14 protein-coding genes are annotated in these 14,508 nt (G+C 72.0%); 5 read left to right on the top strand and 9 right to left on the bottom strand.

Annotated elements, in window-relative coordinates; all coding sequences use genetic code 11:
* Position 1: 1 nt before the first annotated feature.
* A complete protein-coding gene (locus tag ACYVF4_RS01940) occupies positions 2 to 2,161 on the bottom strand; it encodes an ATP-dependent DNA helicase RecG (RefSeq protein WP_460719205.1) in 2,160 nt (719 codons plus the stop codon).
* A gap of 73 nt (positions 2,162 to 2,234) precedes the next feature.
* Here ACYVF4_RS01940 and ACYVF4_RS01945 point away from each other — a divergent pair, with 73 nt between their 5' ends.
* Together ACYVF4_RS01945 and rsmD are read left to right on the top strand one after the other, a co-directional pair.
* Positions 2,235 to 2,831 (top strand): 1-acyl-sn-glycerol-3-phosphate acyltransferase, encoded by a 597-nt coding sequence (locus tag ACYVF4_RS01945; RefSeq protein ID WP_460719207.1) that lies wholly within the window; start codon positions 2,235 to 2,237, stop codon positions 2,829 to 2,831.
* Positions 2,828 to 3,385, top strand: coding sequence for a 16S rRNA (guanine(966)-N(2))-methyltransferase RsmD (rsmD, locus tag ACYVF4_RS01950; RefSeq protein ID WP_460719209.1), 558 nt, complete (start codon positions 2,828 to 2,830; stop codon positions 3,383 to 3,385). The genes ACYVF4_RS01945 and rsmD overlap by 4 nt, the downstream gene beginning before the upstream one ends.
* 3 nt (positions 3,386 to 3,388) lie before the next feature.
* On the opposite strand, the gene thiL is transcribed toward rsmD, so the two are convergent.
* Positions 3,389 to 4,375: a thiamine-phosphate kinase gene (thiL, locus tag ACYVF4_RS01955; RefSeq protein ID WP_460719211.1), complete on the bottom strand. Its 987-nt coding sequence runs from the start codon at positions 4,373 to 4,375 to the stop codon at positions 3,389 to 3,391.
* Positions 4,376 to 4,428: 53 nt separating this feature from the next.
* Here thiL and ACYVF4_RS01960 point away from each other — a divergent pair, with 53 nt between their 5' ends.
* Positions 4,429 to 4,917, top strand: coding sequence for a DUF3515 family protein (locus ACYVF4_RS01960; protein WP_460719213.1), 489 nt, complete (start codon positions 4,429 to 4,431; stop codon positions 4,915 to 4,917).
* Here ACYVF4_RS01960 and ACYVF4_RS01965 read toward each other — a convergent pair whose 3' ends face one another.
* The 7 genes from ACYVF4_RS01965 to ACYVF4_RS01995 all read right to left on the bottom strand — a co-directional run bounded on the left by ACYVF4_RS01965 (position 4,918) and on the right by ACYVF4_RS01995 (position 12,627).
* Complete coding sequence (locus ACYVF4_RS01965) at positions 4,918 to 6,009, bottom strand: D-alanine--D-alanine ligase family protein (RefSeq protein ID WP_460719215.1); 1,092 nt, start codon at positions 6,007 to 6,009, stop codon at positions 4,918 to 4,920.
* Positions 5,909 to 7,054, bottom strand: a complete 1,146-nt coding sequence (locus ACYVF4_RS01970) for an NAD(P)H-dependent glycerol-3-phosphate dehydrogenase (RefSeq protein ID WP_460719216.1) — start codon at positions 7,052 to 7,054, stop codon at positions 5,909 to 5,911. The genes ACYVF4_RS01965 and ACYVF4_RS01970 overlap by 101 nt, the downstream gene beginning before the upstream one ends.
* The gene (locus ACYVF4_RS01975; protein ID WP_460720723.1) at positions 7,044 to 7,814 is read right to left on the bottom strand and encodes a lysophospholipid acyltransferase family protein; all 771 of its coding nucleotides are present in this window, start codon (positions 7,812 to 7,814) and stop codon (positions 7,044 to 7,046) included. The genes ACYVF4_RS01970 and ACYVF4_RS01975 overlap by 11 nt, the downstream gene beginning before the upstream one ends.
* Positions 7,811 to 9,199 (bottom strand): UDP-N-acetylglucosamine 1-carboxyvinyltransferase, encoded by a 1,389-nt coding sequence (gene murA, locus ACYVF4_RS01980; protein WP_460719218.1) that lies wholly within the window; start codon positions 9,197 to 9,199, stop codon positions 7,811 to 7,813. The genes ACYVF4_RS01975 and murA overlap by 4 nt, the downstream gene beginning before the upstream one ends.
* A gap of 71 nt (positions 9,200 to 9,270) precedes the next feature.
* On the bottom strand, positions 9,271 to 9,867 hold the full coding sequence (leuD, locus tag ACYVF4_RS01985; RefSeq protein ID WP_460719220.1) for a 3-isopropylmalate dehydratase small subunit: 597 nt from the start codon (positions 9,865 to 9,867) through the stop codon (positions 9,271 to 9,273).
* A gap of 1 nt (position 9,868) precedes the next feature.
* Positions 9,869 to 11,347: a 3-isopropylmalate dehydratase large subunit gene (gene leuC / locus ACYVF4_RS01990; RefSeq protein WP_460719222.1), complete on the bottom strand. Its 1,479-nt coding sequence runs from the start codon at positions 11,345 to 11,347 to the stop codon at positions 9,869 to 9,871.
* 161 nt (positions 11,348 to 11,508) lie between these two features.
* Complete coding sequence (locus ACYVF4_RS01995; RefSeq protein ID WP_460719224.1) at positions 11,509 to 12,627, bottom strand: TerC family protein; 1,119 nt, start codon at positions 12,625 to 12,627, stop codon at positions 11,509 to 11,511.
* 167 nt (positions 12,628 to 12,794) lie between these two features.
* On the opposite strand from ACYVF4_RS01995, the gene ACYVF4_RS02000 reads away from it, so the two are divergent.
* Positions 12,795 to 13,349, top strand: a complete 555-nt coding sequence (locus ACYVF4_RS02000) for an RNA polymerase sigma factor (RefSeq protein ID WP_460719226.1) — start codon at positions 12,795 to 12,797, stop codon at positions 13,347 to 13,349.
* Positions 13,346 to 14,461, top strand: a complete 1,116-nt coding sequence (locus ACYVF4_RS02005) for a DUF4349 domain-containing protein (RefSeq protein WP_460719228.1) — start codon at positions 13,346 to 13,348, stop codon at positions 14,459 to 14,461. Before ACYVF4_RS02000 ends, ACYVF4_RS02005 begins: the two co-directional genes overlap by 4 nt.
* Positions 14,462 to 14,508: the final 47 nt, after the last annotated feature.

Here is a 14,508-nt window from a genome sequence, read left to right on the forward strand (position 1 = left end):
GTCAGCTCTTGGCGAGAGCCGCGCGCTCCTGCATCCCCACCCGGCGCTCCAGCGCCGCCGCCAGCTCGGGGTGGCCGGTCAGGGTCGGGTCCTCGGCCAGGACGGCGTCTGCCGCCACGCGCGCGCGGGCGATCAGGTCGGCGTCGGCGACGACCCGCAGCAGCCGCAGCGACGAGCGGGCGCCCGATTGCGCGTCGCCCAGCACGTCGCCCTCGCCGCGCAGCGTCAGGTCGACCTCGGCCAGCGCGAACCCGTCCAGCGTCGCGGCCACGGCCTCCACGCGCTCGCGTGCGGGGGTCCCCTGGTCGGCTTCGGTGACCAGCAGGCACAACCCGGGCACGCCGCCGCGCCCCACGCGCCCGCGCAGCTGATGCAGCTGCGACACGCCGAACCGGTCGGCCTCGAGGATGACCATCGTCGAGGCGTTGGGGACGTCGACGCCGACCTCGATGACGGTCGTCGCCACCAGCACGTCGATCTCGCCGCGGGCGAAGGCCTGCATGACGGCGTCCTTGTGGTCGCCCGGCATCTTGCCGTGCAGGGTCTCCACGCGAAGGTCCGCAAAGGCGGGGTGGCGGCTCAGCAGGTCGGCGACCTGCACCACGCCCCAGCGGGTGCGCGTGGCGGCCGCGGCGTCCTCGATGAGCTCGTCGTCGGTGTCGTCCTTGCTCTGCGCCTCGGCGTCGATGGCCGGGCACACCACGAACACCTGGTGGCCGCCGGCCACCTCTTCGGCCGCCCGCTCCCACACCCGCGAGAACCACGCCGGCTTCTCGGCGAGGGGCGCCACGAACGTCTGGATGCCGGCGCGGCCCTCGGGCATGGTCCGGATGGTGGACACGTCGAGGTCCCCGAACACCGTCATCGCCACCGTCCGCGGGATGGGTGTGGCCGTCAGCACCAGCACGTGCGGCGAGGTGCCCTTCGCGCGCAGCCGCTCGCGCTGCTCGACACCGAAGCGGTGCTGCTCGTCCACCACCACGAGCCCCAGGTCGGCGAAGGTCGTGCTCTCGCTCAGCAGCGCGTGGGTGCCCACCACGATGAGCGCCTGGCCGGATGCCGCGCGCAGCGCCGCCTTGCGGCGCTCGGCCGCGGTCATCTGGCCGGTGAGCAGCGTCGGCATGAGCGCGGGAGCGAGCGCGGGCCCCAGCATCCGCGCGATGGAGCGCAGGTGCTGCGCGGCGAGCACCTCGGTCGGGGCGATGAGGGCGGACTGGCCGCCGCTCTGGGCGACCTGCAGCATCGCCCGCAGCGCCACCAGCGTCTTGCCCGAGCCGACCTCGCCCTGCACGAGCCGGTTCATCGGCCAGCCGCCCTGCAGGTCCCGCCCGATCTGGTCGCCGACGGCGACCTGATCCGGCGTCCGCTCGAAGGGGAGCGTCGCATCGAAGCCCGCGAGCAGCTCCCCCGGCGGGCGGGCGGTCGCCGACATCGCCCGGACGAACGCGCGCTGCTGGAGCAGCGCCGTCTGCAGCAGGAAGGCCTCGTGCATGCGCAGCGTGTCGCGCGCGGGCTCGACCTCGGCGATCGCCTGCGGGCGGTGGATCTGCTCGATCGCGGTGCGGGCCGGCAGCAGCCGCTCGCGCGCCCGCACCTCGGGCGGCAGCGGGTCGGGCACGTCGCCGAGGCCGTCGAGCACGAGATCGACGATCTTCCTGATCTGCCAGCTGGCGAGGGTGGACGTGGCGGGGTAGAGCGGGATCGGCACGGTCGCGTACGCGGCGGCGTTGACCTGCGCCTCGAGAACGTCGTCGAACAGCTCGTAGTCGGGGTGCGTGAGCTGGGCCGCGCCGCGGTACTCCCCGACCTTGCCGGCGAAGATGCCGCGGCGGCCGACGGTGAGCTCTCTCGCGCGCCAGGCCTGATTGAAGAACGTGAGCGACAGGAAGCCGGCGCCGTCGCCGATGACGACCTCGAGCAGCGAGCCGCGGCGGTTCTGCATGCGCCGCTCGGTCACCTTCACCACGTCCGCGACGATCGTGACGGGTTCACCGATCGGGAGCGAGGCGATGGGGGTCAGCTCGCCCCGCCGGGCGTAGCGCCGCGGGTAGTGGCTGAGCAGGTCGCCCACCGTCCGCAGGCCGAACGCGCGCTCCAGAGCCGATGCCGCCTTGCCGCCGACCGCGCCGTCCAGCCGCGAGTCGAGGGTGAAGGACGACATGCTGACGAGTCTAGGCATCGCCGCCGACAGCGCGTGCGGCCTTCGCCCAGCCGCGGGCGCGTACCGTGGGCCGGTGATCCGTTCTCTGCTCGCGCGCCTGTACTGGACCCTCAGCCGGTGGCGCCTGGTGACCTCGCCCGCCCCCACGCGCCCGACCGTGCTGATCGGTGCGCCCCACACGTCGAACTGGGACTTCGTGCTCATGCTCGCCATCTCGTGGCGGCTGGGAATCGACGTCCGCTGGCTCGGCAAGGACAGCCTCTTCCGCGGGTGGCGGGGTCCGGTCATGCGACGCCTCGGCGGCATCCCCGTCGATCGGCGGAACCCGCAGAGCGTCGTCGCCGACGTCGTCGCCCGGATCCGCGGCGGCGAGGTGTTCGGCCTGGTGGTGACGCCCGAGGGCACGCGCGGCTCGGGGTCGCACTGGAAGTCCGGCTTCTACCGCATCGCGCGGGACACCGGGATGCCGGTGACCCTCGGGTATGTCGACCGCACCACGATGACGACCGGTCTCGGCGTCACGCTCGATCTCACCGGCGACGTCGCGGCCGACATGGACCGCATCCGCGCGTTCTACGCCGACAAGGCGGGGCTCCGCCCCCACCTGCGCACCGAGCCGCGGCTGCGCGACGAGGACGGCACGTCGGCCGGGACTATCGTGAACCCGTGACGCGCATCATCTCGGGCCGGGCGGGATCGCTGACCCTCGAGGTCCCGGGCTCCGGGACGCGTCCGACGAGCGATCGGGTGCGGGAGTCCCTCTTCGGCGCCCTCGAGGCGGCGGACGCGATCGACGGATGCCGCGTCCTCGACCTGTTCGCCGGCTCCGGCGCGCTGGGGCTCGAGGCCCTCAGCCGGGGCGCCGCGAGCGTCGACCTCGTCGAGAAGGCGCCGCGGGCGGCCGCGGTGCTCGAGCGCAACGCCCGCAAGGTCGCCAGGTCGGTCGGCACGACGTCGGCTCGGGTCCACCGGGCGGGCGTCGAGCCGTGGCTGGCATCGGCCGGGGGCACCTACGACCTGGTGTTCCTGGATCCCCCCTACGACGTGGACGACGCCGCGCTCACGACGATCCTCACTCTGCTCGTCCCCCGCCTCGCCCCCGGGGCCCGGGTGGTGATCGAACGCGCCGGGCGCTCCCCCGCGCCCGCCCTTCCCGACGGTCTCGCGCACGTGCGTCACAAGCGCTACGGCGACACCGCGCTGTGGTGGGCGGAGCCCGTCTGAGCGCTACCCGCGGTCGGCGTTCCAGTCCCGGTACGGGTCCCATCCGGTGCGCCCGTCCCACGGGGCGCCGTCGACGAGGACCGGCACGTCGCCCCGGCTCCGGACGGAGCCGATGACGCGGAAGCCGTCCGGCAGCGTCGCCCCCACGGGGAACGTCGCCAGCAGCGCGTGATCCTCGCCCCCGGACAGCGCGGTCGCCGGATCGTCGCCGAGCCGGGCGCTGTCGAGGTCGATCGTCACCTCGGATGCCGAGGCCATGCGCGAGGCATCCAGCGCCAGGCCGTCCGACACGTCCATCAGCGCGGTGGCGCCGGCCGCCGCGGCCACCGGACCGAGGACGATCGGCGGAGACGGACGCAGCTGCGCGCGGACGGCGCCGGCGTCGGCGCCGAGGGACGCCGTGTCGACCGGCAGCGGATGGCCGGCGGCATCCGTGAATCTGTCGAAGAGCACCCCGAGCCCGCGCGCCGCCTGTCCGACGTCGCCCGCCACGGCCACGACCTGCCCGGGGCGGGCGCCGGAACGCAGGACGGGCTCCCGGCCGTCGAGCGAGCCCAGCGCGGTCACGGCGACGGTGAGGACGTCCGACACCGTCAGGTCGCCGCCCTCGACCGCGCAGCCGGGGGCGAGCTGCTCGCACGCGGCGCGCAACCCGTCGGCGACCGAAAGCACGAAGGACAGCCGCGTGTCCTCGGGAAGGGCCAGGGCCACCAGCAGCGCGGTCGGGCGCGCGCCCATCCCGGCGATGTCGGCGAGGTTGACAGCGGCGGACTTCCACCCGAGGTCGAACCCGCTCGTCCACGCCAGGCGGAAGTCCGGCCCGTGGACGAGGGTGTCGGTGGTGGCGACGACTCGGCCGTCGGGGGCGTCGAGCACGGCGGCGTCGTCGCCGGGTCCCACCGGGGCCGACGACGGGCCGAGCCGGCCGAGGACCGCCCGCAGGATCTCGGCCTCGGACAGGTCCCCCACGCGCGGGTCGTCATCGCTCACCCCCTTACCGTAGCCCGGCCGGACGGCGCGGCCGGCCGGGTTAGCCTGAGGGGGTGCCCGTCCCCGCCCGTCGCCTGACCGCCGCCCTCGTCGCCGCGGCACTGGCGACATCGCTCGCCGGATGCTCGTCGACGGTGGCGATGCAGCCCGCCCCGCAGGCCGAGGACCCGGCGTGCGCCGAGGTCGTCGTGCGGCTCCCCGACGCCGTGGACGGACAGGAGCGGCGCTGGACGGACGCGCAGGCCACCGGCGCGTGGGGCGACCCCGCCGCGGTGCTGCTGACGTGCGGCCTGGAGCCCCCCGGTCCCACCACCGATCGCTGCATCACGATCGGCGGCGTCGACTGGCTGGTGGACGAATCGGAGTCGCCGCGGTTCCGCCTGACGACCTATGGGCGGATGCCGGCGGCGCAGGTCTATCTCGACAACGAGGTCGTCTCGCCCAACGAGGTGCTCGACGCGCTCGCCGGAGCGGTCGGCACGCTGCCGCGCACGGGCGCGTGCACCGACCCCGAGGGCCTCGACGACGCCGCCGAAGGGTAGCTAGCCGGCCGAGCGCTTGAGTGCGGTGTCGATGAGGTCCGAGATGAGGTCCGGATAGGTCATCCCCGACGCGATCCAGCACGTGGGGAACATCGAGATCGGCGTGAAGCCGGGCATCGTGTTCACCTCGTTGACGTAGAACTCGCTGCCGGTGAAGAAGAAGTCCACGCGCGCGAGTCCCTCGCCGCCGACCGCCTCGAACGCGCGCACCGCGATCCGCTGCATCTCGGCGAGCTCGCCGTCGCCGAGGACGGCGGGGCACACGAGGTCGATCCCGGGGGCGCCGAGGTACTTCGCCTCGAAGTCGTAGAACTCCCGGCCGGTGATGACGATCTCGCCTGCCACGCTGACGCGCGGAAGGGCGCCGCCCGGGGACTCCAGCACGCCGCACTCGAGCTCGCGCCCGGTGATGGACTGCTCGATGAGGACGGTGCCGTCCTCGGCGAAGGCGACGTCGAGCGCCCCCTCCAGCTCGTCCCATGCCGAGACCTTCGACACACCGACGCTCGACCCGGCGCGGGCCGGCTTGACGAAGACGGGCAGGCCGAGCGCGCGCACCTGCGGCTCCCACAGCTCGCGGTCCCGGGTGCGGGTCGTCCGCGACAGGGTCACCCACGGCACGACCGGCACGCCCGCCGAGCGCAGCACGCTCTTGGTGGTGTGCTTGTCCATCCCGATGGCCGACATCAGCACTCCGGCGCCGGCATACGGGATGCCGAGCAGCTCGAGGAAGCCCTGGATGGTGCCGTCCTCGCCGAAGCGGCCGTGCAGGATGGGCAGCACGACATCCACGTCGCCGAGCGAGCGCTCGCCGTCGGCGTCCACGACGCGCAGCTCCCGCGACGCGGCCGATTCGGGCCAGCGGATGCGGGTGCCGTTGTCGGCGACCTCGGGCAGCTGCTCTGGGTCCAGGGCGAACTTGCCGGGGTCGTCGTCCTCGAGGACGTACGCGCCGTCGCGGGTGATGCCGATCGGGATCACCCGGAAGCGGTCACGGTCGATCGCCCGCAGCACCCCTCCCGCCGTTGCGGAGCTGATCGAGTGCTCGCTGGAGCGACCGCCAAAGAGCACCGCCACCGCCGGCCTGTCCATTCTGCGTCCTCTCCCCCTGCGGGGTGTCGTCGTCTGTCGTGAGGTGCGGCGCGATGTCGCGCGGGTTCATGGTGCCGTCCAGCACCATCTTCACCTGCTCGACGATGGGCATCTCCACGCCCACCTCGCGCGCCAGCTGCAGCACGGGCGCGACGGATGCGAGCCCCTCTGCGGTCTGGTTCATCTGCTTGACGACGTCGTCGAAGCGGTAGCCCTGACCGAGCAGGCGCCCGGCGGTGTTGTTGCGGCTGAGGGGCGACTGGCAGGTCGCGATGAGGTCGCCGAGCCCCGCGAGCCCCTGCAGGGTCTCGGGGTGCGCCCCCTGCGCGACGGCGAAGTCGGTCATCTCCACCAGTCCGCGGGTGATGATCGAGGCCTTGGTGTTCTCGCCGTACCCCACGCCGTCGACGATGCCGATCGCCACCGCGATGAGGTTCTTCAGCACGCCGCCGAACTCGGTGCCGATGACGTCGGTGTTCACGAAGCTGCGGAAGTAGCGGTTGCGGGCCCGCCGCGCCACGGCATCCGCGGTCTCCTGGCTGGTCGACGAGATGACGGCGGCGGTGGGCTGCTCGCGCGCGATCTCGAGCGCGAGGTTCGGTCCCGAGGCCACGGCGATGCGCGCTGGATCGCAGTGCAGCTCCTGCTCGATCACCTGGCTCATGCGCAGCCCCGTGCGGCGCTCGACGCCCTTCATGAGCGACACGATGGGGACGTCCGAGGATGCCACCAGGGGACGCACGGCCTTCAGGTTCTCGCGCAGCGACTGGCTGGGCACCGACAGGTACACCTGCTCGGCGCCGTCCAGCGCCTCGGACAGGTGGTGCGTGGCGCTCATCCCCCGCGGCAGGTTGATGCCGGGCAGGTATTCGCTGTTGCGCTTGGCCTCGCGGATCTCGTGGGCGAGCTCGGGGCGGCGCGCCCACATGATCACATCGGCGCCGCCGTCCGCGAGGATCTTGCCGAAGGTGGTCCCCCAGCTGCCGGCACCGAGCACGGCGACGCGCGGGAGCGGTGCGGGCCTGGCGTCGTATCTACGGCTCAAGGCGACCGGTCTCCTTCTGCCCGTGCTCGGCGGGGTTCCAGCGGGTTGCCGGCGCCGGCTCGCCGCGAAGGACCGCGAGCTCCGCCGCGATGGCTGCCATCACCTTGTCCGTCGCCTGCGACAGCACAGCGGGCTGCTGCCCGCGACCGGCGAACTCCGAAAGGTCGACGGGGTCGCCCACCGAGACCTGCACACGCTTGCGCAGCGGCCACACGCGCAGCTTGCCGTAGCGCGGCAGGATCTCTTGCACGCCCCAGTGGGCGAGGGGGATCACCGGGATGCCGCCGCTGAGGGCGAGCCGGACCGCACCGGTCTTGCCGCGCATCGGCCACAGCGCCGGGTCACGGGTGAGCGAGCCCTCGGGATACACGATGACGCCGCGGCCGTGCGCGACCAGCGTCTCGGAGGCCGCCATCGTCTGACGCGAGGACGACTGCGACGCGGCGCGCGCGACCGGGATCATGCCGGTTGCGCGCAGGATCGCGCCGAGCAGCGGGACGCGGAAGAGGCTCTCCTTCGCCATGAAGCGCGGAGCGCGTCCCATGCGCCACACCGCGACCGCGACGATGATCGGGTCGATCTCGCTGACGTGGTTGGGGGCGAGGATGAAGGCCCCCGAGCGCGGCAGCTTCTCGGCGCCGCGGACCTCGATGCGCGCGAGCAGCCCGGTGAGCGGGATGACGATGGCCGCGAGCGGCCAGAACAGGCTGGGGCGGGTCTTCTCCTGGGAAGCCCGCGGCCGGGAGGTCGCCACGCTCAGCCGATGACGTCGAAGTCGGCGCCGAGGGCGTCGAGCTTGGCGAAGAACTTCTCGTACCCGCGGCGGATGATGCCGACGTTGCGCACGATCGACTCCCCCTCCGCCGCCAGCGCGGCGATGACGTAGCTGTAGCCGCCGCGCAGGTCCGGGACCTCGACGTCGGCGCCGTGGAGCGGGGTGGGGCCGTTGATGACGGCCGCCTGCTCCAGCGCGCGCCGGGGCACGCGCCGATCGGCACTGGCGATGCCATCGGGGTGGACGACGATGTCAGCGCCCATCTGCACGAGCGCCGCGGTGAACCCCAGGCGGTTCTCGTACACGGTCTCGTGGACGACCGAGCGCCCCTCGGCCTGGGTGAGGGCGACGATGAGGGGCTGCTGCCAGTCGGTCATGAAGCCCGGGTGCACGTCGGTCTCGACCATGACGGGCTTGAGCGGCCCGCCGCGGCGGAACTGGATGCCGTCCTCGCGGACGTCGAACCATCCGCCGGCCTTGCGGAAGACGTTGAGGAAGGTCAGCATCTCCTGCTGCCGCGCTCCGCCGACGAAGATGTCGCCGTCGGTGGCCAGAGCGGCGCACGCCCAGGATGCCGCCTCGTTGCGGTCGAAGATGCAGCGGTGGTCGTAGCCGCGGAGCGTCTCGACCCCCTCGATCAGGATGACGCGGTTGGGCTCGTACGAGATGATCGCGCCCATCTTCTGCAGCACCGCGATGAGATCCATGATCTCGGGCTCGATCGCGGCGTTTCGCAGCTCCGTGGTGCCGCGGGCCTTCACCGCGGTCAGCAGCACCTGCTCGGTGGCGCCGACGCTCGGGTAGGGCAGGTCGATCCGGGCGCCGGTCAGCCCGTCGGGGGCGGTGATCCGGATGCCTTCGTAGGTCTTGTCGACGATCGCCCCGAACGCGCGCAGCGCATCCATGTGGAAGTTGATCGGACGGTCGCCGATGCGGCAGCCGCCGAGGTCGGGGATGAGCGCCTCGCCCAGCAGGTGCAGCAGCGGCCCGCAGAAGAGGATCGGGATGCGGGAGGCGCCGGCGTGGGCGTCGATCTCCTCGAAGTGCGCCGACACGGCGCCGCTCGGGTCGAAGACCATGCTCCCCGGCTCGTCGCCCTCGGTGACGAGTACGCCGTGCACCTCGAGCAGCGAACGGACGACCTGCACGTCGCTGATGTCGGGGACATCGCGCAGGGTGCTCGCCGTCTCGCCCAGGAGCGCGGCGACCATCGCCTTGGTGGCGAGGTTCTTCGCCCCCTTGACCTCGACGCGGCCGGTGAGCGGTCGCCCGCCCCGGATCCGCAGGGTCTCGCCCTTGACGTCCCTCTGGCTGGCCGAATCGGCCGGGTTCGCCGAGTCGGCGGGATCAACGCTGAGCAGCGACTTCATCCGGTGGACCTCACTTGTGTCATCGAGCGTGGCTGTCGATGCGCCGGCCGTCGATGGCCGTCGCATCCGGCTCAGCGGACGGGGAGCGTCCGCGGCCGCCACGCCTCGCGGCGCGCCTCGAACTGCGCGATGGATTCCTCGTTGCGCAGCGTGAGCCCGATGTCGTCGAGCCCTTCGAGAAGCCGCCACCTAGTGTAATCATCGATGTCGAAAGGCACCGTGAGGTCACCGAGGACGGCGGTGCGCGCCTCGAGGTCGACCGTCATGCTCACGCCGGGCTCCGCCTCGACGCGGGCCCACACGGCCTCGATGTCGGACTCCGACACGACCCCGGTGACGAGCCCCTGCTTGCCGGCGTTGCCGCGGAAGATGTCGGCGAACTTCGGGCTCAGCACGACCGCGAAGCCGTAGTCGCGCAGCGCCCAGACCGCGTGCTCGCGGCTGGAGCCGGTGCCGAAGTCGGGGCCTGCCACCAGGATGCTGGCCCCGGCGAACGCCGGCTGGTTCAGGACGAACTCCGGATCCTGCCGCCAGTTGGCGAACAGCGCGTCCTCGAAGCCGGTCTTGGTGACGCGCTTGAGGTAGACGGCGGGGATGATCTGGTCGGTGTCGACCGCGGAGCGCTTGAGCGGGGCGACGACGCCGGTGTGGGTGGTGAAGGCGTCCATGTCAGGCCTCCGCTCGGGCGCTGTGCGCGGTGATGTCCGCCGGGATGCCGGCATCCAGGTCGGCGGGGCTCGAGAGCGTGCCGCGCACCGCCGTGGCCGCGGCCACGAGGGGCGAGACGAGGTGGGTGCGACCGCCCTTGCCCTGGCGTCCTTCGAAGTTGCGGTTGGACGTGGACGCGCAGCGCTCCCCGGGAGCCAGCTGGTCGGGGTTCATCCCCAGGCACATCGAGCAGCCCGCGAAGCGCCATTCGGCGCCGAACTCCTCGAAGATCCTGTCGAGGCCCTCGGCCTCGGCCTCCAAACGCACGCGCGCCGAGCCCGGGACGACCATGACGCGGACGCCCTCCGCCTTGCGGCGGCCCTTGACGACCGACGCGAAGGCGCGCAGGTCCTCGATGCGGCTGTTGGTGCACGAGCCCATGAAGACGGCATCCACGGGGATCTGCTTCATGGGGGTGCCGGCGCGCAGGTCCATGTACTCCAGGGCGCGCTCGGCGGCGGCCCGCTCCCCCGGATCGGCGATGCCGGACGGATCCGGCACGGCGTCGCTCAGCGACACGCCCTGCCCGGGGTTGGTGCCCCACGTCACGAAGGGCTCGAGCTCGTCGGCGTCGAGGAAGACCCCGGCGTCGTAGACCGCGCCCTCGTCGGACGGGAGGGTCCGCCAGTACGCCACCGCGTCGTCCCAGTCCTGTCCCTCGGGGGCGTGCGGACGGCCCTTCAGGTAGGCGAACGTCGTCTCGTCGGGGGCGACCATGCCCGCGCGGGCGCCGGCCTCGATGGACATGTTGCACATCGTCATGCGCCCCTCCATCGACAGCGAGCGGATCGCGCTGCCGCGGAACTCCAGCACGTAGCCCTGGCCGCCGTTGGTGCCGATCTTGGCGATGACGGCGAGGATGATGTCCTTCGCCGTCACGCCGGGGCGCAGTTCGCCCTCGACGGTGATCGCCATGGTCTTGAAGGGCTTCAGCGGCAGCGTCTGGGTGGCCAGGACATGCTCGACCTCGCTGGTCCCGATCCCGAAGGCCATCGCGCCGAAGGCGCCGTGGGTCGAGGTGTGCGAGTCGCCGCACACGACGGTGATGCCGGGCATGGTCAGCCCGAGCTGAGGGCCGACCACGTGCACGATGCCCTGCTCGCGGTCGCCGAGCGAGTGCAGCCGCACGCCGAACTCGGCCGCGTTGCGCCGCAGTGTCTCGATCTGGGTGCGGCTGGTGGGGTCGGCGATCGGCTTGTCGATGTCGAGCGTCGGGGTGTTGTGATCCTCGGTGGCGATCGTGAGGTCGAGGCGGCGGACCGGACGGCCCTCGGCGCGCAGCCCGTCGAAGGCCTGGGGGCTGGTGACCTCGTGCACGAGGTGCAGATCGATGTAGATCAGGTCGGGCTGACCGTGCTCGCCCCTGACCACGACGTGGTCGTCCCACACCTTCTCGGCGAGGGTGCGGGGGCGATCGGGGATGCCGGCGGTGGTGCTCATTGCAGTCGTTCTCTCCTCGGAAGGGGACTGTGCCCGGTGGCTGTCGGCCCGCGACGGACTCCGCGACGAGTGAGGCCTAGAACGAGGACTCGCCGCGGCCGCTAAGGAGGAGGCCAGCGATCCGCACTCGCCCAGGGTAGCACCGCACGATCCGCGCGCCGTCAGCGGCGGTCGGGGCTCGGCGGCTGCTCGACGGTGGGGGGCGTGCCCTTCTCGTCGGCCACGACCGCCGCCGCCTCCTCGGCGCGCGAGGCCCCGGATCCGTCGGGGAGGGCGGGGCCACCGGCATCCGTCGTCGCTTCCGCCGCCCGCCGAGAAGAGACCAGGCTCGCGCCGGTGGCGACGATCATGGCGGCGACGATCACCGCGAGCGACACCCACGTCGAGATCTCGGGCGCCCACTCGACGTGCTCGCCGTTGTTGATGAACGGCAGCTCGTTGACGTGCAGCGCGTGGAAGAACAGCTTCACGCCGATGAAGGCCAGGATGAACGCGATGCCGTAGTGCAGGTACTTCAGGCGGTCCAGCAGGCCGCCGAGCAGGAAGTACAGCTGGCGCAGCCCCATGAGCGCGAAGAGGTTCGCGGTGAAGACGATGAACGGGCTCTGGGTGATGCCGAAGATCGCGGGGATGGAGTCGATCGCGAAGACCAGGTCGGTGAAGCCGATGGCGATGAAGACGAGGATCATCGGCGTCCACATCTTCTTGCCCGCGACGACCGTGCGCAGCTTCGAGCCGTCGTACTCGTCGCTGATGTCGATGAAGCGGCGGAGGAAGCGCACGATGCCGGTCTCGGCCTGGGCGTCGTCCTCGTGCTTGCCGGGGAAGGCCTGGCGCCACGCGGTGTAGACCAGGAACAGCCCGAAGAGGTAGAAGATCCAGCTGAAGTTCTCGATGAGGGTCGCCCCCAGCAGGATGAAGATCCCGCGCAGGACGAGCGCGATGATGATCCCCACCATCAGGACCTCCTGCTGATAGCGACGGGGCACGGCGAACTGGCTCATCAGCAGGACGAACACGAAGAGGTTGTCCACCGACAGGCTGTATTCGGTGAGCCAGCCGGCGATGAACTCGCCCATCGCGTCGGGGCTCGCCGTCACCCACAGCATCACGACCGAGAAGATCAGCGCGAGCGAGACGTAGAAGACGACCCACAGGGTCGCCTCTTTCATCGAGGGGATGTGCGGCCGCTTCAGGATGAGCAGCAGGTCGGCGACCAGGATGAGGCTCAGCACGACCAGCGCGCCGATCTGGAACCAGGCGGGGATCTCGAAGCCCACGGGAGCCTTTCGAAGAAGAAGGGGGAGGAACAACGAGGATACCCCGCTGGATGCCGGCATCCGAGGTCGCAGAACACGAGACGAAACGCTCCCCGGCGACACTCCTCCGGTGAGAGACAATGATCACACCCGCCGCGCGGAGGCGGTGGCGAGCCGGGGATGCGCCGATGAGCGAGGACGTGGTGGACGACGCCGAACTGGTGCGAAGCGCCGCCGGCGGCAGCGAGCACGCCTTCCGGACGCTGTACCGGGCATACGTGCGACCGGTCTACTGGATCGCGCACGGCCTCGTGGGAACGGCGTCGGACGCCGAGGACGTCACGCAGGAGACCTTCCTGGCGGCGTGGCGCAAGCTGCCGGATCTGGAGCTGGCCGGGGAGTCGCTGCTGCCGTGGCTCGCCACCATCTGCCGGTTCCAGGCCGCCAACCGCATCCGCCGGCTCGCCCGGGACCGCGTGCACACCGAGGCCGCCGCCGACGAGACCCTCCGCGACACCGTCGACGTCGAGCAGCAGGTGATCGCGGCGGACCTCGCCGCGCGCATCTTGCGGGAGGTGGGCCGGCTCAGCGAGCTCGACCGCGAGATCTTCCGGCTCTGCGCGACCGAGGGATATGCCTATCAGGCCGCCGCCGATGAGCTCGGGGTCGGCCACGCGGTGGTGCGCAATCGTCTCTCCCGGATCCGCACGCGGCTGCGGACGAGCGTGAAGGAGAGCACATGAACATCCAGCATCCCGTCGCCGGCGATCTTCCCCCGCTCGACGACGAACGCATCGAGGTCATCGAGCAGGAGCTGTTCGCCGGCATCGCGCGCGATCGTGCCGCGACCGCCGCGAGACGCCGGCGCCGCGGCACGTGGTGGGTCGCGGGCGGCGCCGCGGCAGCGGTCATCGCCGTCGCCGCCGTCATCGCGCCGAATCTCGGCGGCGTGCTCGGCGTCGCGGACGGCGCCGGCGGCAGCGCCGTGGCCCCCCAGTACGACTCCGGCGTCCCCGATGGATGGGCCGCCGACGGCGGGGCTGCGGACAGCAGCGGAGGCGGCGCGAGCGCTGAGTCCGGCGACGAGTCCGGCGGGGACCTCGACGGCGGCCGCGAGATGGTGACGACGGCTGCCGCGAGGCTGGTTGTGCCCGACGTTTCGGACGCGGCCCGCGAGATCGCGAAGGCCGCCGAGGCCCGGCAGGGCTACGTCGAGTCGATGAACGTGGACGTCTCGGTGCCCGACACGCGCGCCGGGACGGAGCCGGGCGTCATCACCGACGGGGACGCCGTCTACTACCCCTACGCGCCCGAGGGGGCTTGGATCACCGTGCGCGTGCCCTCGGCCGAGCTGTCGGGCCTGACCGACGAGCTGTCCGAGCTCGGCGAGGTCACCAGCTCGACGGTGAACCGCCAGGACGTCTCGGATCAGGCACGGGATCTGCGCGCCCGCATCGACGCCGCACAGGCGTCCGTGGACCGCCTGACGGCCCTCATGAAGGAGGCCGGGGACCTGTCCGACCTCATCGCCGCCGAGACCGCCCTCTCGGACCGGCAGGCGATGCTGGAGTCCTACCAGAGCGAGCTGGAGTGGCTCGAGCGGCAGGTCTCGATGTCGTCGCTGACGGTCACGCTGGTCCCGGACGTCGAGATCGCCGAGGCCGACCCCGCCGGCTTCGGCGACGGCCTCGCGGCGGGCTGGAACGGGCTGATCGCGACCCTCAACGGCATCGTCATCGCCCTCGGCTTCCTCCTGCCGTGGATCGTGGTCCTGGGGCTGATCGGCCTGGGCGCGTGGGCCCTCGTGCGGATCGTCCGCCGGCGTCGCAGCCGGCGGCGCGCCGAAGCCGGCTGATGCCCGGAAAAGCCGAAGAGCCGGTCCTTTCGGACCGGCTCTTCGGT

The sequence above is a fragment of the Microbacterium aureliae genome (assembly GCF_054780155.1).